The organism is Lysinibacillus sp. HST-98, assembly GCF_016757845.1.
Lineage (GTDB): Bacteria > Bacillota > Bacilli > Bacillales_A > Planococcaceae > Lysinibacillus > Lysinibacillus capsici.
The window spans coordinates 298756-322978 of the sequence record NZ_JAENHX010000003.1; the positions used below are offsets into that span (position 1 = coordinate 298756).

The following is a 24223-nucleotide window of genomic DNA, read 5'->3' on the forward strand; positions in this document are numbered from 1 at the left end:
TGTTTAGGTGTATAGTGTATTGTCCAGCATTAGTCAGTTGATTAGTGAACCACTTACGCAAGTTGTACAGGGCTATGAGCATTCGGCCCTGATGATGGCCATTCTTCTTGGTTTAATAGGCGCTTTTGCTCCATGTCAGTTAACTGGAAATATGAGCGCCATTACATTTTATGGAAATCGAACACTTCAAAAGAGCAGTAATTGGCAAGAAATTATGTTTTTTATTGTGGGGAAAGTGGTTGTTTTTAGTGCGCTTGGCTTTTGTGCTTGGCTTTTTGGACAATCATTTGAAACAAAGATGACCGTCTATTTTCCAATCTTTCGTCAGGCTATGGGGCCGATAATGCTGCTAACAGGGCTGGTGCTAATCGGTTTATTCAAATTAACCTTTCTACAACGCTTAACATTGCTGCTGCCACCTGTAGTAAAAGAGGGGAAAATTGGCTCGTTCTTAATGGGTGCTAGTTTTTCTATAGCCTTTTGTCCCACTATGTTTGTTTTATTCTTTGTGTGGTTAATGCCCCTTGTGGCGAGCACTTCCTATGGATTGCTTCTACCTAGTATTTTTGGCGTAGCGACCGCTGTACCGCTTATCATCATGCTTCTGTTGATCTATGTCTTTGATGCCAAGCGCCTTATCCTACGAAAAAGTATGAAGATGGGAAGGGCTATTCAACTAACAGCAGGTATCCTATTAATTTTAATCGGAATAACGGACACTATTACATATTGGGGCATGTAAGACATGTATAATAGAGTCAAAACGAGAAAGAGAGTTACAGTATGATCGCTATATTATTATTTATTCTTGCGGGAATTGGTGAAATAGGTGGGGGCTATTTAATTTGGCTTTGGTTACGAGAGGGCAAACCTTTTTATTGGGGCATTATTGGAGGTATTGCACTTGCTCTGTACGGTGTTGTTGCAACATTCCAGTCCTTTCCTACCTTTGGCAGAGTTTATGCAGCCTATGGTGGGGTATTCATCGTGTTGTCTATTTTATGGGGGTGGGGCATTGATGGCAAAAAGCCCGATCATTTAGACTTTATTGGCGCAGGGATATGCTTAATAGGTGTCATTGTGATATTGCTGCCTCGCTCTTAGCATGGAAAAAAGGTTACTATAACAGAATAGTAACCTTTTTTAATCTATTTTTTACGGGCAATAAAGCGCAGACGATAATAATCAATGACCCATTCATTCTGTTGAAAACACGTTGGCTTTAATAATTCCTCACATGTCGCATAAACCTGCACTTTCTCATCCGCCTTTAAGTGTTGTAGAAGATTTTCACTAAACATGACCAACCAGTTGCGAAGCCCATCTTGCCCTTGAAGTGGTGTAGGACGTTTATAGAGTGTGATATTTTCGACCTCAAAGCCTGCATTTTCTAATTTTGATTGATATTCCTCGATGCTTGGAAAATACCAAGGGAAATAGTGGTCGATATAGGGAAATTGTAAAGATTCCATACTTTTTTGCAGGGCCCAAACGATGGATGCAATATTGCCTTGTCCACCCATTTCAGCAACAAAGCGTCCATCGTTCTTCAGTGCGCCATAGACGTTTTCGATAACTACATCAGGTTCCTTCATCCAATGAAGTGCGGCATTGGAGAAAACGGCATCAAATTGCTGAGAAAAATGCATCGCTGTAGCTTCCATCGTTTGAAAGTTTATGGCAGGATATTTTTGCTGAGCAGCTAAAATCATCGTAGCCGAGGCATCTACTCCGAGCACAGAAGCTCCATGTGCTGATATGTCATTAGCCAAATCTCCTGTACCACACCCCACATCTAAAATATGTTCATTTTTCTGTGGCGCTAGTAGATCGACTAAGCTTGTACCCAATTTTGACACGAAATCATGCTTTTCATCATATAAATGAGCATTCCATTTTGTTTTTGTTGTCATCCTATTTCATCTCCTTTAGTAGAGCATAGCAAAGGAGGACAACCATCAGAAATGCGAAAAATCATGAATTTTGATTCCAAATTGGAATGATAGCTTTTTCTACAACAGCTAGCTTTACACGCTATCAAATTTCCAATTCGATGAAAAATGAAGTCCATAAAATTTTTGAGTAAAATAAAATGGTAGCTGATGTTTTTTCAGCTACCTTTTGTTATGGTTAAAGCTTTGTTAATGTTTTGCCACTCCAGCCAAACATGATCGTAAGAATTGGTCCAAGTAAACAGAAGAAGGTGAACGGTAGGTAATCCAATGTGGAAATACCGAGGACACTTGCGATAAAAATACCACAAACACTCCAAGGCACTAGTGGGTTGACGACCGTACCTGCATCCTCCATGACGCGTGAAAGGTTTTTTGGTGCAAGACCAACCTTTGCAAATTGAGCCTTAAAGGCCTCACCAGTTAATAGAATGGATAGGTACTGTTCACCGATCAATGTATTGACACCGATGCCAGTGATCGCAGCACCGGTAATAACCGATCCAGCACTTTTAAATAAACTTTGTACCTTCGCTAAAATGCTTTGAATAATGCCTAATGTGAATAAAAGGCCACCCATTGTTAAAGCAAGTAGAACAAGCGCGATTGTAAATAGCATACTATTCATCCCACCACGAGTGAGCAAGGCGTCTACATCTTTATTACCAGTTTGAGAGACATAGCCATCAAACAGAATCTTGAAGATATCTGAAGCGGGAACTGGGTCAAGTAGAGAGCCAAGGCCTACTCCAATAATGGATACAACAGCCAATGTAATGATTGCTGGTGCCTTATAAAAAGTCATGATAACAAGAACAACAATTGGCAATAATGTATACCAATGAATAAGTTCTGTAGACAATAAACCTTCTTTAAATTGTTCCACAGTCTCAAAGGATGTAGCAGCTCCTGTTGGCGAGATAATAGCATAGATTACAAAGGAGATAAGAAAAGCAGGAATGGTTGTCCAGCCCATATTTTTAATATGCTCAAAAAGGTCTACACCAACTGTACCAGAAGCAAGATTGGTTGTATCGGATAAGGGTGACATTTTATCACCAAAGAAGGCCCCAGAAACAATCGCTCCAGCAGTAATGGTTAGCGAGATATCCATGGCACCGGCAATGCCCATAAATGCCACACCAACCGTCGCGACAGTTGTCAGGGAGCTTCCAATAGAAATACCAACGATACTACAAATTAAAAACACGATGGCAAAGAAAAAATTTGGCGAAACAGTTAAAAAGCCATAATAGATAAGGGTTGGGATCGTTCCTCCCATAATCCAGCTTGAAATTAAAATGCCGATAAAAAAGAAAATAAAAACGGCGCCAAGTCCAGCGCTAGCACCCGCAATCATACCACCTTCAAGATCGCGAAAGGGTATTTTTTTCAGTAGTCCATAAGCGAGTAAAATGGCAATCACAAGAAAAATTGGGATATGTGGCGTAGCCTTTAAATAGCCAATACTATAAGCCATTATGGCAATAATTAAAATAGTGATAAAGCTTGCCTCAAGAAATCGAGGGTTACTCTTTGCTTCTATTCGAAACATGTGAATCCTCCTAATACATACTTCTGCGCTTCAATGCGGTGAAGCCCAAAAGTATTATAGCACGCTAATATTTTTTGTCAATTGACTGAAAATTGGTGGTCTCAGAAGAGATAATCCCAGGCATTTTTCAAAATCAATAAACATGTCATGACAATAAAAATGACACGCATCATGCTCGTTCCACGCTTCAGCGCAAATTTGGATCCAAGAATTGCCCCAAAGATCATGACAAAGCCCATTGAAAAACCATAGAGAAAATGAACTTCTCCTAAAACTAAAAACATGATTAATGCCGCTAAATTTGAGGTAAAATTAAAAGCCTTCGCATTACCAGCAGCTTGGAGGAAATCATAGCCCATCATTAATAAAATAAAAATAAAAAATGAACCCGTACCTGGTCCAAAAAAGCCATCGTAAAAGCCAATAGCTGCAAATGCACCTATAAAGGCTAAATTTTTAGCTGTGCTAAGTACACGTTCTTGATATTGCTGTCCCCAATCTTTTTTAAACATTGTATAAGCAGCTACAAGGACGAGCATAACAAGCATAAGTGGTTTTAAAATAGCGGGGGATACAAGATGGACAGTAAAGGCACCGAGTAAAGATCCTACAAAGATAAAGGGGAGGATTTTTCCAATTTTCTTGAAGTCTACTTTACCTGCACGTAAAAAAGTTAGCATACTTGTACCATTACTAATGGTATTGGCCAGTTTATTTGTGGCAATAGCTGTACTTGGAGGTAAACCAACAGCCATTAATGCAGGTAAGGAGATGAGCCCACCACCTCCAACAATCGCATTTAAAAAAGAGGCGATAAAAGCAAGTAGTAATAATATTGTGAGTGAAAGTAAATCAATATCCATAAATATGCTCCCATCTTTCTTCATCGCGTTTTAACATAGCGTACTGCGAAAGTCAAAAAATCACAATGAAATTCCAACATTTTCATGTAAATTTTGTTTACAATTCCTTAACATTTCACAAGGTAAACAAATAAGCAGAAAAAAGTTTATTTCAAGTATTTTTATAAAAATAAAAGAAAAAATAGTCATTTTTAAAGAAAAAATCGTGATTTTTAATATTTGATTTCCAACGTTTGCAACTTGGAAAATAGCATTAAAATAAATGTGGCAAATTTTATATTACAGTTTTGTAAAATCAACAGCTAAGTGTTTAAAATTTTGTTGAATTGTGTAAATGTTTTGTTATGATGGTTCAGAAATCGACAATATTTTTTCAACAGGAGGAACAGGATGTTCAACTCAAACAAGCAAGATCCATTTTTTCAGTCACTATTAAAAATCGCGAAAAACGTGAATGAGGGTATTTACTATGCTCATAATGCACGTATTCAAGATATAGATGCATTAAAAGAAATCGCAGATACAATGAAGCAATATGAAACAAGTGGCGATAAATTAATCCATGAGCTAATTGTTATGCTGAATAAATCTTTTATGACGCCAATTGAGCGTGAAGATATTTTAGCTTTAGCCAATAAATTAGATGATGTAATTGATGGAATGGAAGGCTGTATTGCGCACTTCAATATGTACAATCTAACAGAAGTAACAGATCCAATGCGCCAATTCCTCACATATATTGCGAAGAGTACAGATGAAATGGTACAAGCCATGGAACTGTTAAATAGTAAAAAGCTTGTGGAAATGCGTAAACATGCTATTCAAATTAAGGACAATGAACGTGAATGTGATGAAATTTTCCGTTCCTCAATGAAGCAATTATTCATCCAAGAAAAAGATCCAATGCGTTTGATTGTTTTCAAGGATATTTATGAGCAATTTGAAGACATTGCGGACAGCTGTCAAACAGTAGCAAACACAATTGAAACAATAATTATGCGTAATGCATAAGATGGAGTGTACGAAATGGATACGATCTTATTAATCACCATATTAGTCGTTATTTTCGCACTTGTGTTCGACTTTATTAACGGCTTCCATGATACAGCCAATGCGATTGCTACTTCTGTATCTACCCGTGCCTTAAAGCCACGTACTGCGGTTTATATGGCAGCGGTAATGAACTTCGTCGGAGCGATTACATTCGTTGGGGTAGCCAAAGCCTTAACAAAAGATATTGTGGACCCATTTTCTTTAAATGCCTATGATGGCGATATTACAGGTTCTGTTGTTATTTTAGCAGCCCTATTATCTGCCATTACATGGAATTTATTAACATGGTATTTTGGGATTCCATCAAGTTCTTCTCATACATTGATTGGTTCTGTTGCAGGGGCAGCTATTGCCGCAGCAGGATTTGATATTTTGAACTATGCTGGGTTTATTAAAATTCTTCAAGCACTTATTTTTTCACCATTACTAGCATTCGCAGCTGGTTTCCTGATGATGACATTATTAAAGGTCATCTTCAAAGATATGAATTTATATCGCACGAATAAAGGCTTCCGTACAATGCAAATTGGGACAGCAGCCTTACAATCCTTTACACACGGGACAAATGATGCGCAGAAGGCGATGGGGATTATTACCCTTGCGCTAATCGCGGGCGGTCTACACCAAGGAGATGATATTCCTTTCTGGGTACGTTTTGCTGCAGCAACTGCGATGGGTCTTGGTACATCTGTCGGAGGTTATAAAATTATCAAAACCGTTGGCGGTAAAATCATGAAAATCCGCCCAGTAAATGGGGTAGCGGCAGATTTAGCTTCTGCATCGATTATCTTTGGAGCCACTTTAATCCATTTACCAGTTTCTACAACACATGTTATTTCTTCATCCATCATGGGTGTCGGAACAGCACACCGTGTTAAAGGAGTTAAATGGGGGATGGCACGTAAAATCGTTACAACATGGGTCATCACGATGCCAATCTCTGCTGTCATGGCAGCATTGATTTACTATATTTTAAGTTTATTTTTCTAGTTCGCTAAGGAATGCACAATCACAGTGCATTCCTTTTTTTGTGCTGGAAAATGGAAGCAGGTGATAGGATAAAAATGAAGGATGTAGCGGATAGAACCGGCAAAGTGAAGGATAGCCCCACAAAAGTGGCGGATAGCCCGGGCAGGAAGAAAAACTGCTTCGGTGAAATCGGTAGCCTCCTCCACTTGTGTAAAGTGCGGATACGCTCTAAGGTAATTATAAAGAAAGTGTAAAGTTCGGAGAAAATCGTTTTTTCCGTAGTAAGGTGAATACAGGAGGAAAATGATGAAGGAAAAGTTACTACTGATTGAGGATGATACAGCAATTGGACGCATTGTGAAGGATACGCTAGAGCAGGAAGGCTATTATGTGACATGGGCTACTACGGGCCTTGAGGGACTGGCAGATTTTCAAACGCAACCTTTCGATTTAGTGCTAGTGGATTGGATGCTGCCAGAAATGGATGGGTTAACGGTTTGTCAAAATATCCGTTGGGAGAGTGATGTGCCGATCCTAATGATGAGTGCCCGCAAGGAAGATGCGGATAAGGTGGAGGGCTTGCAGGGGGCAGACGATTATATAGCTAAACCATTTAGCTTAGAAGAATTAAAGGCACGAGTTGCCTCTCATCTTAGACGATGGCGACGCTACCACAAGCAAGACGTGATAGAAGAGCATACTGCCTATGCGAATGGATTAACAATAGATTGGCAACGACAAATAGTATGTGTTTATCAACAAGAAATTGCATTAACTCAAAAGGAGTTTGCTCTTGTTAGGCTGCTAGCTAAAAATCCGAGTCAAACCTTTACAAAAGAAGAACTGTATCAGCATATTTGGCAGCAAGCAACGTTAGAGGACACTCATACTGTCACAGTGCATATTAAGGCACTGCGAGAAAAGCTCAAGGATTCTGTGAAAAACCCAAATTTCATTCAAACTGTGTGGGGTAAGGGCTACCGTTTTATTGGTGAACCATTATGAAAATAAAAGCGTGGTTACTAATTATGTTTTTTATTGTAATGGTATTACCCATAGTAGGAGCTTATAGCCTTTATGTGTGGATTAATGCTTATTACCAAGATAAAAATGTGGCGGAGTACTTTGACAAGTGGACAGAGCTAAATCAGGTAAAAGATGTCGTTGACAATCCAGTGCTTTATCAAAAAAATGCCGATTTTGAGGAGATAGAGGAACTTAGCAATGAGCAGCTGGCGATTACCCTCTATACGAAATCTGGCTATGTTTTATATTCCTCCAACCCCTTGCTAACGGGCTATGTAGGGAAAGAGCGTATGTTAAATGGTTTATATGATTTACAGCAAGCATATAACGCCTTTACATACAAGGAGCCTGTATATCTAAAAGGTGATTTGCTTGGCATCTATGAAATTCAATTACTACGAACAGATTGGGTAAAGGGTGTAGAAAAGCGTTCGTGGCTTGTCATCGCAAGCACGATTCTGTTGTTTCTTATCATTTATTTAACTGTCATCTTGTTGCTTCATCGGAAATTGAATCGGCCATTACGTGAACTGATGCAGCAAATGCGTAATTTTGCGAAAGGTCAGCATGTTAAATCAAATCTAAGCGTAAGAAAAGATGAGATTGGGGCACTCGCCAAAACATTTGAGGCGATGCAGGATGAAATTGAAAAGACTCGGGCTTCTTTAAAAGCGGAACAACAGCAAAAAGAAATGATGATTGCAAGTATTTCCCATGATTTGAAAACACCCCTTACAGCCATCCAAGCCTATGCGGAATCTTTACAAAATAAAGGCTTGTCAGAACAGCAGGAAGCAGAATATCAGCAGGTCATCGTTACGAAGGCAGATCGGATGAAGCATATGCTAGAGGATTTAATGATGTTTACATTACTTCAATCAACGAACTATACATTAGAGCTCATTGCTGTGGATGGAGAAGAATTTTTTGACATGGCCTTGTCTGACTATGAACCTTTATGTGAGGAAGAAGGATTTACATTAAAAGTCTGCTGTGCCGTGGATGGGCTCTATGCTGTGCATCCTAAACAACTTCAGCGTGTCATTGATAATTTATTAAGCAATGCATGGCGTTATGGGGAAAAGGGGACAACAATCGGCTTAGCGGCAGTCAATGCTGGAAATGATCCCAAATGGGGCTTTGACTTCTTGAAGTCGGCTTTAAACAAGCAAGAGGGTATGTATATCATTGTACAAAATCACGGAAGAGGTATACCACAGCAGGACATTGTAAAATTATTCGAGCCTATGTATCAAGCAGATTATGCGAGATCAAAGGCTGGTGAACGAGGAACAGGACTAGGCTTAAATATTACAAAACAAATTATTGAAAAACATGGTGGCACTGTCGAACTGCTTTCTAAAGAGAACATTGGAACAGCGGTAATTTGCTGGCTACCACCTTATAAAGGAGTAAATGAATGATGAATTGGAAAAAATCTTGCCAAGCAGCAGGCTTAATTGCTGTGATGACATTTAGTTTAGTGGGCTGTAATTCAGAGCCATCTTATACACCTCAGGAAATTATCGACCAAGCCCTTCAAGAATCGAAAGAGCCACTCACTTACTATGGCGAATATACGTTAGATATGGGAGAGCTAGGTGGTAAAGCTCAAGTGAAGGAATGGGTAAAGGATAGCAATAGACGGATAGAAATGACAGGCGATAATGGTGAACATGTTATCACAGTCAAAAATGATGCTAAAGTGATTAGCTATGATGTCACTGAAAAAACAGCCTACACAATGGATTATTCACAACCCGAATTAGACAGCTTGCAATCACCTAAAGATCAGGTACAGCTTATTTTTAATATGGTTAAAGATACGCATGATATTAAGATAGCAGGAGAAGAGAAGGTTGCAGGTAGAGATACCTATAAAATCGTCGCAAAAACGAAGAATACGGAATCGTTATTCGGCGATATTGAAGCTTGGATTGATAAAAAGACTTGGCTGACATTAAAAATGAAGACAGATAGTGCAGGGACTCATATGCTCACTGAATATTCTAAGATTAATTTTGGTGAAAAAATAGATGCTCAACAATTTACACTAGATCTACCAAAGGATGTAACGATTCAGGAAATTAGCGGACAGGATACTTCTGAATCCGTTTCATTGGACGACGTAAAGCAGCAGCTTGAAAAGTTTTTATTAGTACCAGAAGTAAATGGTCTAACGTTAGACAACATATCCATGGTTAAAGGGATAGAGGAACGACCAGAATACTCTTTCGATTATGTTTTAGATGGAGAGCTAGCCTTTTTTGTCACGATTTTTAAAGCAGATGCTAGTGTTGCAGATATTGGTCCCATTTTAAATGAAAAAGAAATAGATATTCGAGGACAAAAAGGCACTGTTATGGATGGTGAAAATTTCCGTTCCCTTGCTTGGCAAGAAAACGGCTACCAATATAGTATGGTTGGGCAAAATCCAGAATTAACAGTTGAGGATCTTTTAAGCTATGCGCAACAAATGACCGTTGTACAATGAGGTGATACTATGAAAAAAGCGCAAGGACTAAAATGTCTGGCATTATTTTTATTTACCACTATTTTCTTATATGGGGTAGGGGAAACTTATGAGGTGTCTTGGCTACAATTTCACTTTACGGGACAATATCAGGATGTAGGCTTTTATTTCAGTTTTACATCCCTCATTCCAATATTAATTGGATTGTTAATGGTGGGTCTATATGAATCATTGTTAAAAAGATTCATCTAAATAATTAGGAGCAGGATCAGAGTGGAGGATCCTGCTTTTTTTATGGTAGAAATAGAGTTGGTATATTACAATATTTATGTAAAGAGGATATTAATAGGAGGTTTCTTCAGTGGCTACATTTCTACATGGCTTTGCTCAACAACTCATTTTCCCCCTGTTTATGATTTTATGCTTTTATTTCACATTAACTTATTTTCATCATCTAAAGACAGGCGATGATCGTGGTATTAAGAACACAAAATGGGCTGCAGTGGTATGTTTAGCTTTCGCTTTGGTTGCACCAGCGCTTTATAATGTGATTACGTTTATGGTCATGATGAGGTAAAGTGATAATTTTGGCACAATACGTACATAATGTAAGGTAACAGGTTTAGTCCTTCTAAAATGAGGGAATATACATTCATCCTAGGATATTGTAGGTGGTACATATGTTTGACAATTTACTATTTCAGTTACCTTTTATTATTTTTATCGGTTTGTTTTCACAGTGGTTAGCATGGCGTTTTCGCATGCCTGCCATTGTCATTATGAGTATCGCTGGGCTAATTATTGGTCCATTTACAGGGTTAGTGTCTCCAAAAGAGACATTTGGCCCTATTTTTCATACCATTATTTCTCTGGCAGTTGCCGTTATATTATTTGAAGGAAGTTTAAGCCTTGATTTTCGAGAAATACGTGGCTTTAAGAAGTCCATATTGCGTATTTCCACAGTAGGGGCAGCCATCGCTTGGATTGCAGGCTCTACTGCCGCGCATTTTGTTGCAGGGCTATCATGGCCAGTCTCTTTTGTCATTGGTGGATTATTTATTGTGACAGGTCCAACCGTTATTTTGCCTTTATTGAGACAAGCAAAATTGAAGGAGCGACCAGCAGCTATCTTAAAGTGGGAAGGCATCGTTGTAGATCCTTTTGGCGCATTGTTAGCGCTATTTGCGTATCAGATCGTTTTGGGTATATATCATTTAGAAGGTGGGACATCTCTAACCATTTTCTTTGTTTCCGCCTTTTTAGCCGCCCTGTTAGGAGGGGTCGTCGGTTATGTAATGGGGCAATGCTTGGAGCGTGGTTTAATTCCAGAGTTTTTGAAATCACCTTTGTTACTTGCTACTATTTTACTTGTTTTTGCCCTAAGCGATGCCATCATGCACGAGACGGGCTTACTGGCTGTGACAGTGATGGGGCTTGTGATGGCAAATATGCATTTAACAAGTCATCATGAGCTGTTGCATTTTAAAGAAAATATTTCGGTTATTTTAATTTCAAGTGTCTTTATTATGCTGACGTCGTCTTTAACCATCGATACGTTATGGCAAATCGTTGATTGGCGTATGCTACTATTCGTGCTAGCAATGATGTTTATTGTTAGACCGTTATCAATTTGGATTGCAACCATTAATACGGGCTTAACATTGGAAGAACGGGCCTTAATTGGGTGGATTGCACCGAGAGGGATTGTAGCATTAACCGTTTCAGGTTACTTTACAACGGCACTACAAGACGTAGGTTTTCAAAGTGCACAATTATTAACAGCGCTCACATTAGCACTTGTTTTTGCGACAGTGGTTGCCCATGGCTTTAGCATTGGCTGGCTTGCGAAAAAATTAGATCTACAAGCTTCCACTGGGAAAGGTATTGTGATTGTAGGCGCTTCTCCATTTACAACACAGCTTGCAACGTCCCTGCAAAATAACGGAATTGATGTGTTGATGATGGATCGTGCATGGGAAGATTTATCTGCTGCTCGACAAAATGGTATTAAGACGGAAACAGGTGATATTTTAAGCGAGCATACTGAGTTTTATGTTGATTTAACCCCATATGATCAATTAATTGTAGCAACAAAGCAGGACGCCTATAATGTCCTTGTTTGTGCAGACTTTGTTCCAGAATTAGGGCGTCTCAATATTTTTCAAACGGCTTTACATTCTACAGACCCCAAAAATTACTCACGGAAGTACGGGGGACAGCTTCTTGTCGATGCACAGCATGATATTCATCAGCTCAATGAACTGATAGAGCAAGGTGCACAACTTCGTCAAACGAAAATTACAGAAGTATTTACATGGAAGGATTATGTAGAACAAAATCCTCATGCCGTCTGGGTGTATGCTATAACACAGGATGGAGCTATCGTGTTGGATATGGTCAATAAATATGACGATATAAAACATGAACCACATACTATTATTAGTTTAATTCGCTAAAACCAGCCACCTGTTTGTGCAGGGCGGCTGGTTTTTTGATGCAAGAGAAAGGAGACTAGTTGACTGAAAATGACCATGCTTGTAATTAGTGTTCTGCCTGTTTTATATAAAACAAGAACAGCTAGCTTAAAGAGAGCAACTCCATATTCCGATGAGGAATAATGGTAATCCCACCCCAAGAGAGCATTTAATTAGGAGATTTTTCTAACCCATTTCTACTAAAAATCGCAGTGTTAAATGGCTAGCCATACTTTCCTCCTCATTACGCAATCTGCTGTAAATGTGTCTTCTTAAAAGCGTCATCATATTTTAAACCATAGCCAAGTGCGCGATCTAAGAAAATATGTGCGAGCCAAATCAGGGTAGCCATCAGAGGTATTGATGTAGTCGTTAGTAAACCAATCACCATCAATATGGCAGGTAGCACAAAACTATGCCCCATATTATAGAAAAGAGCGCCTATTTTTGTATTGATGAGATAGCCAACCATGGTGATGTCTGGGAGCAATAAAAACACAATAAAATAAAGCCATGGAAAATTTAGATGACCATAGAAAGAAACAGTGATGATGAAAGCAAGGATATATTCTATTGAGATGATTTTACGTAGTGACATTTAACCACGACCTTCCAGTAAATTTTGATACATATCCTCTATGAGTAAGGAAATTTTTTCTTGGTTTTCTTCGTATTGTCCGTCAGCCATTAACGTTTTTGTCAGTTGTAACGAATGAAGCGCATGCTGGTAGAATTGTAGTTGCTGCTCAATCTGGGCAATCTTTGTTGAAAATAGCTGTACCGTTTCCTCATTACATGCTGTTGAAATAGGCTTTTGTTCGAGAGTCAGTAAATGTTTAATTTCTTGGAGCGTAAAGCCTAGCTGACGTAAAACGATAATAAATTTCATTGTATGTTCACACATGGCATTATACACACGGTAGCCATTGTCTTGTTTTTGCGGCTGTAAGAGTCCTTCTTTTTCATAATAGCGAACGGTATCCGTTGTTAATTGAAATTTCTCAGCGAATTGTTTAATTTTCATGTAAGTACCTCCTAAATTCATCCTAACATTGGAGTATGCTCCAAGGTCAAGATACTTGAGGAAAAAAGTTGAAAAAATGAAACGGTCATTCAGTGAAAGTCGTTTATAGTGTAAGAAGGGGAGGTGGACGGCATACTTGAGGAAATAATCGAAGAACATGCAGCACATTTATTACGTCTCGCCTATTTTTATGTGAAAAACAGACAAACCGCTGAGGATATTGTGCAAGAGGTCTTTATTAAATTTTCCCAGCGTGGCTATGAAGAACGTGGGAAGTTGCGTGCGTATTTATCCACTCTAACGATTAATCAAAGCAAGGATTATTTAAAAAGCTGGCATTATAAGAAATTACTATTACAAGAAAAAATATTTCCTGTTCAGGGGAATAGACAACGAGATGCGCTCGTGGCAGCAGAGGAACGGTCTCACATTGGGGCAGCTATTTTAAAGCTTTCACTTACCTATCGGGAGCCCATTATCCTTTATTATTTTGAAGAAATGAAGATTCGTGATATTGCCCAGCTACTTGGCATTGCAGAGAATACGGTGAAAACAAGACTGAAGCGGGCAAGAGAAGCATTAAAGCCTCATCTGAAGCAGGAGGAATGGGAGGTGCTAAGACATGAATGAAATACAGAAGGAATTACTCAAAGTCGCTGGTGATATGACAGCAAGCAAAGAACAAGTCAAAAAACATGTACTACAACAGTCTATCAATAGAAGGAAGCCTTTTCGTTTCACCCTATTAACCGTTGTACTGACACTTTGTATGGTTGGGTTTATGATGGTGCAGCTTCTTACAAACGAAACAGAGCAAACATCCTCATTATTTCATGAAAGACAGCTTGAGCATTTCGAACGTATTAATCGGCTAATGTGGCCAGGAAAAGAGCAGGAATTTTATAAAGAGGAAGCCTATCTATCGTATGAGAAGCTCGTTGCCGCCTACTATTTTGCAAAATCATTAGGGATTGATTATTCAAAGGCCGAGCTAGAGGTGGAGAGCAAGAAGCAAGTAGAACAGTTGGAAATGCTTTATCAAGCATCTGAATACGAATCACTATTTCAGGGATTAGCACCGAAACAGTATGTTGAAACATATCTTGAGCCCCTTTTACCAATGTATACAACAAGAACAAAGCTATATGCCTTCTATAAAGAAAAATATCCAACTTTTTATGCTTACCAAGAAGTAGCCAATATTGATGCCAAACGATATTTCCAAGCGCATTATACTGAGCAGGCAACAGCCTTTCAAAATGAGCATAACATCGTATTACAGGCTAGTTCACATGGCTCTTCAATGGTCGGAACAGTTGCAAAGGTTGAATCGAATGTTTTCTTATTTATTGAAGGGGTGATTCCTGAGGACCTTGATCATATGGCAGAAGAACAACTTGCTGAAAAATATGAACAGGCCAATTGGTATCCTGTGCTGGATGATTTTCCTGTCAAGCAGGGGGATTATATTACTTTAACTTCTATGGGAACAGGCAGTATGGAGGAAAACGGGGTCGTCAGAAAATATGGTTTATTATCTAAACTGGAAAAACTAGAGCCAATCAATACAAAAATGCTTGAGCTAGAAAATAACAAAGAGGTTGCTCAGTTTTTACAGGATATCCCTTGGCAGCCCGCAAATTATATGAAAAGACCACCCGAATATTCATTTGAAGTAGAAGGCGTGCGTATTGAAATGTGGAAGGGCTATGGCGGTTCAATTTATCTCCAAAAGGCTGGTAGCGGAGAAATTCACCTTAGTGCCAATAGAGCGAAGGAATTAATAGCCATCCTAGGCATAGAAGAATCTTAACAAGTCTCTTGCAAGAGGCTTGTTTTTTATTTAGGGGAAAATTATAGTGAAAGTACCATGTTAAAATAACCTTTAATTGAATGTAGGAAAAAATACACAGTGATTTTCTTTATTAGGCTGAATTACTTAATGCCAAAAAAATAAATGAGTCCAAAGAATTGTAATATTTTAAGGGCGAAGGTAGTATTAAAGAAGTAAGGATGAAGAAAAGGAGGGGCGGTATGAACGCACAAGAATTTGAAGAACTATGGATTACGCTTAATGAGTTATATAATGCGGATCGTTTTTTAGAATATATAGAAATAAGTAGTGCCGCAATTGAAAGTGCCATTAAGCTTGAAATGTATGATAAGGCTATCCTTCTATTACGTTATAGCTGTGCCAGTTATTTTCAAACGGGTGATTTACAGCTTTCTATAAGTGTCCTTGAACAATATCGTGAGTTAACCTTTCAACATGGCAACGATATTGATTTAATTCAATATTACAATTTAGCAGCCATTTATTGGGGAACATTTGGTCATTTAAAGAAATCAGAAGAGTTGATGCTGAAAGGCTTAAAAATTGCTGAAGCAATCCAGCACGTGGAGAGCATGGGGAAAATCTATAACAATCTGAGCGACTTAGAAATATCCATGGGAAGCTATCGGACAGCTAAGGAATTTGCCTTAAAGAGTTTATATTATGCGAATGCGTTTGAAATGAAGCATAAAGAGCCTTATACAGGGATTATCCATCCGAAGACAAACCTAGCTGTTGCACTTATTTGGCTTGAAGAATTTGAGGAAGCCAATACGATATTACAAGAATTAATGGCAACGATTCATCATCCACCCTATTCGAAAGTACAACTTGAGGTACTCAATGCCTATGCCTTCCTGTGTGAAAGACAGGGACGTATAAGTGAGGCCATCGATTTATATCAAAAGACAAAGCATTATGCTTTACAAAACAATGACCTTTCTCTACTTCAACTAATTTATAATTCTTTAGTGAAGCTCATTGAGGAGCAAGGCAATAAAATTGTATTATGTGCGATACAAAAGGAATATATAAATATTTTGTTAGAAATCCAGCGTGAAAACTATTCACATGTATTGTTTGAAATGGAATATAACGATCATAAGAAGCAGTTTGAAAAAAATGCCTATATTGATCCTCTGACCAATATTTACAATCGTCGCTATTTTGATGAACAGGCCAAAAAGATGGTCGAAAAGGCGGCTGAAAATCATCAGCAATTGGCCTTGATGATGGTGGATTTAGACCATTTTAAAGAAATCAATGACATGAATGGCCATTTATTTGGCGATGATGCTTTGACGAATACAGCCAAAACTTTACAGGACTATTTTCAGCCCTTTGAGTCCATTGTTGCCCGTTTTGGTGGGGATGAATTCATTGTGTTGAGTCAAGTAAAGGAAGGTGAATCAGTGCAAACATTGGCTGACAACCTGTATCAAACCTTAACGGCACTGTCACTAACAGTGAATAATCAAACTGTTCAGTTGGAATTTAGTATAGGTGTCAGTACGAATGATCATGGCAAAATTCAGAAAGTAGAAGAGCTTATCCAGCATGCGGATGAAGCGCTCTATAAATCAAAGCGTAACGGCCGCAACCAAATTACGCACTATAATCATTATTGCGATGTGGGAAATGGTATTTAAAAGAGAGAGAGGCATATCTACGCGGGAAGTGCCTCTTTCGTAAACGTGTTGCTAGTGTGATGGATTAAGCAAGCCATAAAACACAATATCTTCAAAAGTACCGTTTTTATAAATATGATCCTTTAATGTTCCCTCATAGCGCATGCCACATTTCTCCATAATTTTCCCAGAGGCGGGATTGGAATGGAAATACCGGGCATAAATACGATGATACTGTTTCTCCTGAAAGGCAAATTCAATCATCGCTTGAGCAGCTTCTGTTCCGTAGCCATTACCCCAATAGGGCTCTCCAATCCAATAAGCGATTTCTCCTCTTTGATGTTGGGATTGATTTGACAGTCCTATCGCTCCATATAATTGTCCACTTTGTTTGTCTGTTATCGCGAATTCGTAACTTCGATTTTCCTCAAAGTTTTGTTGATGCGTGGAAATCCACGATAATGCACATTCTAATGTATAAGGATATGGTAAACTCAATGTGCTTTTATAGATCGCATAATTGTTACATAAAACACTTACTTCTTGGGCATCTGCTTGCGTAAAAAGTCGAAGTATTAAACGTGTCGTTTCTATCGTCTTTTCGGTTGGCGAATAAATCATCGAATACCCCCTTTTCAATGGTTGGATTGATTATAGCACAATAAAAAGCAAAGTAAACCAAATAATGGATATCTTATTATATCTTGAATTGGAATAAAAATTTATTGAAAAACGATAAATTATGTGGTAAATTAAACAGGAGAATAAATAAAAGAGGTGCGTAAGATGAAACGAGAAACGCTCTTTTTAAAGATAGCTGTTTTTCTAATAGGTATACCCGTTCTTGCCTTATGTGTATGGGTGGTGCCTCGTGTTGCTTTGAATACAGTGGAGCATTCTCCCATTCTAACCATTGTTGCTTTAATTGGCGTCTATGCAACGGCTATTGCTTATTTTGTTGCGCTATTTACGACGATCAAGCTATTAAGCTATATTGACCAAAACATTGCATTTTCAGAGCTGTCAGTGAAAGCTTTAATTAAGATCAAATATTGTGCAATTCTTATTAGTAGTGTTTACGTGGTTGGCATGCCACTGATATACTATGCTGCGGAAGTAGACGATGCCCCAGGTCTTATACTTATTGGAATGGTCATTATTTTTGCTTCCTTTGTCGTGGCAGTCTTTGCTGCTGTGCTGCAAAAGCTTCTAAAAAATGCCATCGATATCAAATCAGAAAATGATCTAACGGTTTGAGGTGAATACTATGGCAATGATCATTAACATTGATGTAATGCTGGCGAAACGAAAAATGAGTGTTACAGAGCTTTCAGAAAAAGTTGGCATCACGATGGCGAACCTTTCGATTTTAAAAAACGGCAAGGCCAAAGCCATCCGCTTTTCAACATTAGAGGCTATTTGTGAGGCATTGGATTGCCAGCCTGGCGATATTTTGGAATATCGGAAGAACGAGGAACTACAAAAATAAGGATCTGCGTAAAGCAGATTCTTTTTTTTGTAGAAATTATTGCCAACTGAAGTCATCCTATGCTAGTATAAAGAATAGATATATCGACAGGCAGTCGGTCAATTATAAGGAGGTGTCTTATGAGGGAAATAAAAAAAGCGGAAGAACGTAGAAATGAAATATTAGATGCTGCGGATGAATTATTTGCACAGAAGGGATTTGATGGCACTAGTACGAGTAATATTTTGGAAAAAGTAGGCATTGCTCGAGGCACCCTCTATTATCATTTTAAATCTAAGGAAGATATTATGGATGCGCTCATTGAGCGTTATACAAGCACGATGCTAGCAAAGGCAAAAAACGTTGCAGCAGACAAGACTATAGCTGTAAATGAGCGGATATTGCGCGTTGTCATGGCATTGAATATGCAAAATGAACAGGGCGGACAGGAAATGATGGAGCATGTTCATAGGCCGCAAAATGCTTTGATGCACCGTAAAATACAGCAAGTGGTCATCAATCAAGTACCACCAATCCTCACTGCCATTATTCGTGAGGGCATTGAGCAAGGTATTTACCAAACGCCTTATCCCTATGAGTGTATGGAAATGATTATCGCTTATACCAATACGGTGTTCGATGATGATCTCGTCTTGATGACAGATGAGGAAAGAGCTGCCCGTATTCCGGCATTGATTTTTAATATTGAACGAATGCTAGGGGTGGAGAATGGTAGCTTATTGTATATGATGCAAATGTTTGGAAATAAAGAAGAAGGCAGTACGAACTAAGTTTTTTAGGTCTTGTTAGGTTTGATGGAGGTTAACAATATACAAAGAGGTGACTTATGTATTGGAAAATTGTTCGAAATGATATGGCGAATAGCAAGCTAATTACAGGTATGACCATGCTATTTGTGGCGGTAGCAGCTTTACTTGTCACACTATCAGCAGTACTTATTGTCCATTTGACAAGTGCAATTGACACGCTGATGAAACAAGCAGAAACGTCTCATTTTCTTCAGATGCATGCAGGGGAAATCGATCAAGTGCGGCTGACTGAATTTGCAGAGCAAAATAAATATGTAGATGAATATCAAATGAATGAATTTCTAAATGTGGAGGGCACGAAGATCAATATTGCGGGTACCACCTTGGCACATAGTGTGCAGGACAATGGTTTCAGCACACAAAGTGAGAAATTTGATTATTTACTTGATCTTGATGGTCATGTGATTGAAGTGGCAAATGGTGATATTTATGTACCTGTAAGCTATTGGAAGGACGGCATCGCTGACTTGGGGGATACTGTCATCGTTCATGATCAAACCTTTACAATAGCTGGATTTCTAAGGGATTCACAGATGAACTCTATGCTGGCTTCCTCCAAACGCTTTCTTGTCAGTGAACAAGATTATGCAGCAATCCAGGAAGCGGGAACAGTTGAATATTTAATTGAGTTTCGTTTGAAAAATTTGGCGGATTTAAAGAAGTTTGAAGAGGCCTATACAAGTGCAGGGCTAGAAGCAAACGGACCAACCATTACTTATAAGCTTTTTCAAATGCTGAATGCCATATCAGATGGCCTTATGATTGCTGTTATCTTACTCATCAGTGTCCTTGTTGTCGCTATTGCTTTTATGTGTATTCGATTTACATTGCTCACTAAAATAGAAGAGGATTATCGAGAAATCGGTGTGATGAAAGCAATTGGCTTACGAGTGGCAGATATTCAGAAAATGTATCTAGCCAAATATGGCGTTATAGCTGTGATTGGTTGTATGCTCGGTTTTGCCTGTTCCTTTTTCCTTCGAGATATTCTATTAGAAAATATCCGTCTGTTCATGGGAGAAACGGACAAAGTTTCACTCATTTGGTTGTTCACGGGTCTGGGATTGTTGCTCGTATTTTTCGTGATTATGAGCTATGTACGATCAGTACTCAAACAGTTTCGCAAGCTATCAGCCACGCAGGCTATGCGTTTTGGCACAACACAAGGAAAAGTGCAGCATGCAAAATTATTGAACCTCAGCGCCAATAAAAGGCTACCGATCAATCTTTTTCTTGGCATGAAGGATGTATTATCACGAAAAACACTTTATGCGACAATGCTCGCAGTATTAGTATTGGCAACATTTATTATTATCGTCCCTCAAAACTTACACAACACAATTGCAGCTAAAAGCTTTATTACGTATATGGGTATTGGGAACAGTGACATCCGAATTGATATCCCACAAGGCAAGCAAAATGAACAACAGGTGGCAGCGGTGAAGGATAGGCTTGAGCATGACACATCCATTAAGAATTATACTGTTTTGACAACAAAAAAATTCACAACGATTGCCGAGGACGGAACAGCGCAAAACCTAAAAATAGAGCTGGGTGACCATACGATATTCCCCTTAGAATATGCACACGGAGAGGCTCCAGTCGCTCCTAATGAAGTGGCACTTTCGGTACTCAATGCAGAGGAGCTTCAAAAAAAGGTTGGCGATAGTTTAGCAGTGGTCATGAATGGAGAGAAGAAAAATTTGAGGGTCAGCGGTATTTATTCAGATATTACCAATGGCGGTAAGACTGCTAAGGCAGCTTTCTCTGACCAGTCTACAGATAGCATGTGGAGTGTCATCTATAGTACGATGGCTAATCCATCGCTTGTTGCAGATAAACGGGCGGAATATGCAAAAACCTTCTCGTTTGCCAAGGTGTCAGGTATTGATGATTATATTCATCAAACTTTTGGCACGACGATTCATGCCATCGAAAAGGCAGCTCGTGCAGCACTCGTCATTGCCTTATTGCTGTGTGTGCTCGTGACATTATTATTTATGAATATGCTGATTGCGAAGGATCAAGCGCCCATCGCTATTATGAAGGCATTAGGATTCACGAATGTCGATATAGCTACACAATATGCAGCACGTTCGATTTTTGTATTACTGCTTGCCATCTCGATGGGGACGTTGCTCGCAAACACGTTAGGTGAATATTTAACTAGTACAGTCATTGCCTCATTCGGGGCGGCATCATTTGATTTTATGATTAATCCACTAGCAGCTTATGTTTTTTGCCCACTAGCGCTTACAAGCGTTGTACTGCTAGCTACGCTATTTGGTACGTCAAGGGCAGGTAAGGTAAAAATTATTGAGCATATAAAGGAGTAGAACCTATGAATATAGTAAGTGGTGAGCAAATAGCAAAGACGTTTCAGGTAGGCAAAGAACAGCATCCCGTTTTATTGGATGTATCAGTTGCAATCAATCAAGGAGAGTTTATTTCCATTATGGGCCCATCAGGCTGTGGTAAATCGACACTGTTGTATGCCCTTAGCGGGATGGACAGTATTGATCAAGGTCAGGTCATCTTTGATGGAATGGATTTAACGACATTAAGTGACAAAGAACTAGCTGATTTGCGTAGAACGAAAATGGGCTTTGTCTTTCAGCAGCCGACCTTTCTAAAAAGCTTAAATATCCTTGATAATATTCTGTTACCTGCGATGCGTGATGAGCGAAAAAATGTGAGGGCCTTGACAGAAAGGGCACTACAGATTATGAACAAAATGGGGATTGCAGACTTGGCAAAGCGAGATATTACACAGGTTTCTGGTGGGCAGCTTCAACGGGCAGGCATTTGCCGCGCCTTGATTAGCAACCCGCAAGTGATCTTTGGAGATGAACCCACAGGCGCATTGAATTCAACGTCTGCTCAGGAAATCATGGATTTATTAGCCTCCATCAATAGTGAAGGCACAGCGGTGATGCTTGTGACCCATGACCCAAAAATTGCCGCAAGAACAGAGCGTATCCTTTTTATGTCTGATGGCGCTATCGTGAATGAACTGAGATTGCCTCGATTCACAGGCACCGATTTAGATGATCGAATGGTCAAAGTTGTCTCTACTATGCAAAAAATAGGTATTTAGCTTGAAGAAATCCGTAATGATTTAAAAATTACGGATTTTTTTTTGATAAAATGAATCGCATTCATTATGGTGACCGTCAGTAGTTTAGAAAGTAGGTGAGGGCAATGATGGCTATTGAACAGATAATCGAGGAGCACGGTGATTACTTACTAAAGGTCGCCTATCTCTATGTGAAAAATAAGGCAACGGCGGAGGACATCGTGCAGGACGTGTTCATCGCCTTTTATCAGAAGCAGGGACAGTTTCGTCAGGAAGCATCCTTACGTACATATCTAGTGAAAATGACGGTTAATCGAAGTCACGATTATTTACGAAGTTGGAAAAGTAAACGACTGACATTGTTTGAAAAGATCATAGGACGCACAACGGCTATGACACCTGAAAAGGAGATGCTAGAGAAAACTGTAAAAAAAGAGCTGGTAGAGGCATTGTTTACATTATCAGTTGCCTATCGAGAGGTCTTGATTTTGTATTATTTTGAGGAGATGTCGACAGTGGAAATTGCACAGCTTGTACACTGTCCAGAAGCAACGATTCGCACAAGATTACAGCGAGCTCGTAAACAATTAGCAACAGCAATGGGTGACTTTGATTGGGAGGTGCTACGCCATGAATCAATTTAAAGAGGAACTATTAAAGGAGCTACAAGATGTCAAGCTCTCACAGCAGCGCAAACAAGTAATCGCGGAGAAAGCACAACGAAAAGTTCAACGCAAAGCAGGTAGTCAATGGACGTATCGTATCGTATTCGCAACCTTTACTATTTTTGTTATCGGTTTTAGCTATATCTTGACACAGCAGAAGGGGCAACAGAGTTCAAGCCATCATGCGGCTACCCTACAGTTGGATACTTGGCATTGGTGGTCACTTTTTGCTTCGGATTATGTAAGAGGCTTTATTTTATTGAGCATTTTTATAGGGGTGACCTTTATTGTCAAACGCTATCTATTGAAAAAGGGATATGGTGTACCTGTTTGTATTGAATGTGGGGAGAGTTGGTCTGAGAAGGATGCACGTAAATTATATCGCAAAAATAGTGAAATTGTGTGCCCTCATTGTGGACAAAAACAATACCGCACAAAAAAATCCATGCAAATCAGTGGTGTAATGACGATGCCAGTGCCATTGCTGATTATGTTGCAGCATGTTTTCCATCATTTTGTTATTGGTCTCATTTTCTTTTTAGTGGGCATGTTCTTTTACCATTATCAAATTGCACCATATGTGTTTAAGCTACAAGAGAAAGATCCGATGAATGAACCTTTATGGTAATGATTTCGGCAGGAAATTGCTAGGCTAATCTAGCAATTTCTTTTTTATTCTAAAATAGATTGACAATGGTTTTCATTTGCTTTATCTTTGTGTTAACTTATTTTTATTATTAGTTAACGCACAAGGGGAGGCTTTTTACATTGAAAAAAGGAAGTACATATCAATATGTGTTAGCAGCATTTGGGGCAGCAATAATCGCAGTTTTAGCACAGGTAACAATCCCACTACCACTTATCCCGATTACAGGTCAAACGTTAGCGGTTGGAATCATCGTGACGATTTTAGGGACAAGATTAGGCACGTTATCTGTTCTGTTATATATTTTACTAGGGGCAGCAGGTTTACCTGTATTTAGCGGTATGTCAGGTGGACTTGGGATTTTAGTTGGTCCAACAGGTGGATATATTGTAGGCTTCCTTGCCACAGCTATTATTATGGGCTTATACTTAGATAAATTTGGTATTGCATTTACTCAAGCTATTATTGCGAATATCATTGGGATGATTGTTACATTAGCGTTTGGGACAGTGTGGTTAAAAATTGTAGCAGATTATACATGGACAGCTGCCTTTATGGGTGGTGTTGCACCATTTATCGTGGTGGGTATTGTCAAAGCGGTACTTGCAGCATGGATTGGTGTAATTGTTCGTCGTCGCTTAGAAAGAGCGCACTTAATTGAAGCAATAGCATAGGACATGGGAGGAA

At 39.0% G+C, this 24223-nt stretch carries 27 protein-coding genes; 21 read left to right on the forward strand and 6 right to left on the reverse strand.

Features of this window, described 5'->3' with window-relative positions:
• Positions 1–7 precede the first annotated feature (7 nt).
• Positions 8–742, forward strand: a complete 735-nt coding sequence (locus JIN86_RS10040; protein WP_202341841.1) for an urease accessory protein UreH domain-containing protein — start codon at positions 8–10, stop codon at positions 740–742.
• A 41-nt stretch (positions 743–783) separates the two neighbouring features.
• On the forward strand, positions 784–1104 hold the full coding sequence (locus JIN86_RS10045; protein ID WP_004229297.1) for a YnfA family protein: 321 nt from the start codon (positions 784–786) through the stop codon (positions 1102–1104).
• Positions 1105–1148: 44 nt separating this feature from the next.
• Here JIN86_RS10045 and JIN86_RS10050 read toward each other — a convergent pair whose 3' ends face one another.
• From JIN86_RS10050 to JIN86_RS10060, 3 genes are all read right to left on the reverse strand, one after another.
• Positions 1149–1913 carry a class I SAM-dependent methyltransferase gene (locus JIN86_RS10050; protein WP_004229086.1) on the reverse strand — a complete coding sequence of 255 codons (765 nt, stop codon included), beginning with the start codon at positions 1911–1913 and terminating at the stop codon, positions 1149–1151.
• A 217-nt stretch (positions 1914–2130) separates the two neighbouring features.
• A complete protein-coding gene (gene nhaC, locus JIN86_RS10055; protein WP_004229084.1) occupies positions 2131–3507 on the reverse strand; it encodes a Na+/H+ antiporter NhaC in 1377 nt (458 codons plus the stop codon).
• A gap of 101 nt (positions 3508–3608) precedes the next feature.
• On the reverse strand, positions 3609–4370 hold the full coding sequence (locus tag JIN86_RS10060) for a sulfite exporter TauE/SafE family protein (RefSeq protein ID WP_004229080.1): 762 nt from the start codon (positions 4368–4370) through the stop codon (positions 3609–3611).
• Between the two features lie 390 nt (positions 4371–4760).
• Between JIN86_RS10060 and JIN86_RS10065 the strand changes: the two genes are divergently transcribed.
• The 8 genes from JIN86_RS10065 (at position 4761) to JIN86_RS10100 (ending at position 12347) form a co-directional block, all read left to right on the forward strand.
• A complete protein-coding gene (locus tag JIN86_RS10065; RefSeq protein WP_202341842.1) occupies positions 4761–5381 on the forward strand; it encodes a DUF47 domain-containing protein in 621 nt (206 codons plus the stop codon).
• 15 nt (positions 5382–5396) lie between these two features.
• Entirely contained in the window at positions 5397–6413 is a 1017-nt protein-coding gene (locus tag JIN86_RS10070) for an inorganic phosphate transporter (RefSeq protein ID WP_004229076.1), read from the forward strand.
• A 285-nt stretch (positions 6414–6698) separates the two neighbouring features.
• Positions 6699–7397, forward strand: coding sequence for a response regulator transcription factor (locus JIN86_RS10075; protein ID WP_202341843.1), 699 nt, complete (start codon positions 6699–6701; stop codon positions 7395–7397).
• The gene (locus tag JIN86_RS10080) at positions 7394–8842 is read left to right on the forward strand and encodes a HAMP domain-containing sensor histidine kinase (RefSeq protein WP_004229065.1); all 1449 of its coding nucleotides are present in this window, start codon (positions 7394–7396) and stop codon (positions 8840–8842) included. The genes JIN86_RS10075 and JIN86_RS10080 overlap by 4 nt, the downstream gene beginning before the upstream one ends.
• Entirely contained in the window at positions 8839–9912 is a 1074-nt protein-coding gene (locus tag JIN86_RS10085) for a LolA family protein (RefSeq protein ID WP_237497209.1), read from the forward strand. The genes JIN86_RS10080 and JIN86_RS10085 overlap by 4 nt, the downstream gene beginning before the upstream one ends.
• A 9-nt stretch (positions 9913–9921) precedes the next feature.
• On the forward strand, positions 9922–10143 hold the full coding sequence (locus JIN86_RS10090; protein ID WP_004229062.1) for a hypothetical protein: 222 nt from the start codon (positions 9922–9924) through the stop codon (positions 10141–10143).
• Between the two features lie 109 nt (positions 10144–10252).
• Entirely contained in the window at positions 10253–10468 is a 216-nt protein-coding gene (locus tag JIN86_RS10095; RefSeq protein ID WP_048390387.1) for a hypothetical protein, read from the forward strand.
• Positions 10469–10571: 103 nt separating this feature from the next.
• Positions 10572–12347: a cation:proton antiporter gene (locus JIN86_RS10100; protein WP_202341844.1), complete on the forward strand. Its 1776-nt coding sequence runs from the start codon at positions 10572–10574 to the stop codon at positions 12345–12347.
• Positions 12348–12609: 262 nt separating this feature from the next.
• Here JIN86_RS10100 and JIN86_RS10105 read toward each other — a convergent pair whose 3' ends face one another.
• Together JIN86_RS10105 and JIN86_RS10110 are read right to left on the reverse strand one after the other, a co-directional pair.
• Complete coding sequence (locus JIN86_RS10105; protein ID WP_202341845.1) at positions 12610–12963, reverse strand: DUF4260 domain-containing protein; 354 nt, start codon at positions 12961–12963, stop codon at positions 12610–12612.
• Complete coding sequence (locus JIN86_RS10110) at positions 12964–13389, reverse strand: MerR family transcriptional regulator (protein ID WP_004229052.1); 426 nt, start codon at positions 13387–13389, stop codon at positions 12964–12966. It lies immediately after the preceding gene.
• Positions 13390–13512: 123 nt separating this feature from the next.
• On the opposite strand from JIN86_RS10110, the gene JIN86_RS10115 reads away from it, so the two are divergent.
• The 3 genes from JIN86_RS10115 to JIN86_RS10125 all read left to right on the forward strand — a co-directional run bounded on the left by JIN86_RS10115 (position 13513) and on the right by JIN86_RS10125 (position 16872).
• A complete protein-coding gene (locus JIN86_RS10115; protein WP_202341846.1) occupies positions 13513–14019 on the forward strand; it encodes a sigma-70 family RNA polymerase sigma factor in 507 nt (168 codons plus the stop codon).
• Entirely contained in the window at positions 14012–15202 is a 1191-nt protein-coding gene (locus JIN86_RS10120) for a hypothetical protein (protein WP_009370945.1), read from the forward strand. The genes JIN86_RS10115 and JIN86_RS10120 overlap by 8 nt, the downstream gene beginning before the upstream one ends.
• Positions 15203–15423: 221 nt before the next feature.
• Entirely contained in the window at positions 15424–16872 is a 1449-nt protein-coding gene (locus JIN86_RS10125; protein WP_004229047.1) for a tetratricopeptide repeat-containing diguanylate cyclase, read from the forward strand.
• A 51-nt stretch (positions 16873–16923) separates the two neighbouring features.
• Here the strand turns inward: JIN86_RS10125 and JIN86_RS10130 are convergent, their stop codons facing one another.
• Positions 16924–17472, reverse strand: a complete 549-nt coding sequence (locus tag JIN86_RS10130) for a GNAT family N-acetyltransferase (protein ID WP_004229045.1) — start codon at positions 17470–17472, stop codon at positions 16924–16926.
• A 165-nt stretch (positions 17473–17637) separates the two neighbouring features.
• On the opposite strand from JIN86_RS10130, the gene JIN86_RS10135 reads away from it, so the two are divergent.
• From JIN86_RS10135 to JIN86_RS10170, 8 genes are all read left to right on the forward strand, one after another.
• Complete coding sequence (locus JIN86_RS10135) at positions 17638–18108, forward strand: DUF2975 domain-containing protein (RefSeq protein WP_004229044.1); 471 nt, start codon at positions 17638–17640, stop codon at positions 18106–18108.
• Positions 18109–18118: 10 nt separating this feature from the next.
• Entirely contained in the window at positions 18119–18340 is a 222-nt protein-coding gene (locus JIN86_RS10140; protein WP_004229042.1) for a helix-turn-helix domain-containing protein, read from the forward strand.
• A 119-nt stretch (positions 18341–18459) separates the two neighbouring features.
• Positions 18460–19110, forward strand: coding sequence for a TetR/AcrR family transcriptional regulator (locus JIN86_RS10145; protein ID WP_202341847.1), 651 nt, complete (start codon positions 18460–18462; stop codon positions 19108–19110).
• Between the two features lie 56 nt (positions 19111–19166).
• The gene (locus tag JIN86_RS10150) at positions 19167–21485 is read left to right on the forward strand and encodes an ABC transporter permease (protein ID WP_202341848.1); all 2319 of its coding nucleotides are present in this window, start codon (positions 19167–19169) and stop codon (positions 21483–21485) included.
• A gap of 5 nt (positions 21486–21490) precedes the next feature.
• Complete coding sequence (locus JIN86_RS10155; RefSeq protein ID WP_202341849.1) at positions 21491–22246, forward strand: ABC transporter ATP-binding protein; 756 nt, start codon at positions 21491–21493, stop codon at positions 22244–22246.
• Positions 22247–22350: 104 nt separating this feature from the next.
• A complete protein-coding gene (locus JIN86_RS10160; RefSeq protein ID WP_202341850.1) occupies positions 22351–22869 on the forward strand; it encodes a sigma-70 family RNA polymerase sigma factor in 519 nt (172 codons plus the stop codon).
• On the forward strand, positions 22856–23518 hold the full coding sequence (locus tag JIN86_RS10165) for a TIGR04104 family putative zinc finger protein (RefSeq protein ID WP_202341851.1): 663 nt from the start codon (positions 22856–22858) through the stop codon (positions 23516–23518). Before JIN86_RS10160 ends, JIN86_RS10165 begins: the two co-directional genes overlap by 14 nt.
• Positions 23519–23658: 140 nt before the next feature.
• Positions 23659–24210: a biotin transporter BioY gene (locus tag JIN86_RS10170; RefSeq protein ID WP_202341852.1), complete on the forward strand. Its 552-nt coding sequence runs from the start codon at positions 23659–23661 to the stop codon at positions 24208–24210.
• Positions 24211–24223: the final 13 nt, after the last annotated feature.

What these genes read in the sequence shown, in the direction of transcription:
- JIN86_RS10045 (WP_004229297.1), top strand. Translation starts at nt 784, where the DNA reads ATGATCGCTATATTATTATTTATTCTTGCGGGAATTGGTGAAATAGGT.
- JIN86_RS10050 (WP_004229086.1), bottom strand. Translation starts at nt 1,913, where the DNA reads ATGACAACAAAAACAAAATGGAATGCTCATTTATATGATGAAAAGCAT.
- nhaC (WP_004229084.1), bottom strand. Translation starts at nt 3,507, where the DNA reads ATGTTTCGAATAGAAGCAAAGAGTAACCCTCGATTTCTTGAGGCAAGC.
- JIN86_RS10060 (WP_004229080.1), bottom strand. Translation starts at nt 4,370, where the DNA reads ATGGATATTGATTTACTTTCACTCACAATATTATTACTACTTGCTTTT.
- JIN86_RS10065 (WP_202341842.1), top strand. Translation starts at nt 4,761, where the DNA reads ATGTTCAACTCAAACAAGCAAGATCCATTTTTTCAGTCACTATTAAAA.
- JIN86_RS10070 (WP_004229076.1), top strand. Translation starts at nt 5,397, where the DNA reads ATGGATACGATCTTATTAATCACCATATTAGTCGTTATTTTCGCACTT.
- JIN86_RS10075 (WP_202341843.1), top strand. Translation starts at nt 6,699, where the DNA reads ATGAAGGAAAAGTTACTACTGATTGAGGATGATACAGCAATTGGACGC.
- JIN86_RS10080 (WP_004229065.1), top strand. Translation starts at nt 7,394, where the DNA reads ATGAAAATAAAAGCGTGGTTACTAATTATGTTTTTTATTGTAATGGTA.
- JIN86_RS10085 (WP_237497209.1), top strand. Translation starts at nt 8,839, where the DNA reads ATGATGAATTGGAAAAAATCTTGCCAAGCAGCAGGCTTAATTGCTGTG.
- JIN86_RS10090 (WP_004229062.1), top strand. Translation starts at nt 9,922, where the DNA reads ATGAAAAAAGCGCAAGGACTAAAATGTCTGGCATTATTTTTATTTACC.
- JIN86_RS10100 (WP_202341844.1), top strand. Translation starts at nt 10,572, where the DNA reads ATGTTTGACAATTTACTATTTCAGTTACCTTTTATTATTTTTATCGGT.
- JIN86_RS10105 (WP_202341845.1), bottom strand. Translation starts at nt 12,963, where the DNA reads ATGTCACTACGTAAAATCATCTCAATAGAATATATCCTTGCTTTCATC.
- JIN86_RS10110 (WP_004229052.1), bottom strand. Translation starts at nt 13,389, where the DNA reads ATGAAAATTAAACAATTCGCTGAGAAATTTCAATTAACAACGGATACC.
- JIN86_RS10120 (WP_009370945.1), top strand. Translation starts at nt 14,012, where the DNA reads ATGAATGAAATACAGAAGGAATTACTCAAAGTCGCTGGTGATATGACA.
- JIN86_RS10125 (WP_004229047.1), top strand. Translation starts at nt 15,424, where the DNA reads ATGAACGCACAAGAATTTGAAGAACTATGGATTACGCTTAATGAGTTA.
- JIN86_RS10130 (WP_004229045.1), bottom strand. Translation starts at nt 17,472, where the DNA reads ATGATTTATTCGCCAACCGAAAAGACGATAGAAACGACACGTTTAATA.
- JIN86_RS10135 (WP_004229044.1), top strand. Translation starts at nt 17,638, where the DNA reads ATGAAACGAGAAACGCTCTTTTTAAAGATAGCTGTTTTTCTAATAGGT.
- JIN86_RS10140 (WP_004229042.1), top strand. Translation starts at nt 18,119, where the DNA reads ATGGCAATGATCATTAACATTGATGTAATGCTGGCGAAACGAAAAATG.
- JIN86_RS10145 (WP_202341847.1), top strand. Translation starts at nt 18,460, where the DNA reads ATGAGGGAAATAAAAAAAGCGGAAGAACGTAGAAATGAAATATTAGAT.
- JIN86_RS10150 (WP_202341848.1), top strand. Translation starts at nt 19,167, where the DNA reads ATGTATTGGAAAATTGTTCGAAATGATATGGCGAATAGCAAGCTAATT.
- JIN86_RS10155 (WP_202341849.1), top strand. Translation starts at nt 21,491, where the DNA reads ATGAATATAGTAAGTGGTGAGCAAATAGCAAAGACGTTTCAGGTAGGC.
- JIN86_RS10160 (WP_202341850.1), top strand. Translation starts at nt 22,351, where the DNA reads ATGATGGCTATTGAACAGATAATCGAGGAGCACGGTGATTACTTACTA.
- JIN86_RS10165 (WP_202341851.1), top strand. Translation starts at nt 22,856, where the DNA reads ATGAATCAATTTAAAGAGGAACTATTAAAGGAGCTACAAGATGTCAAG.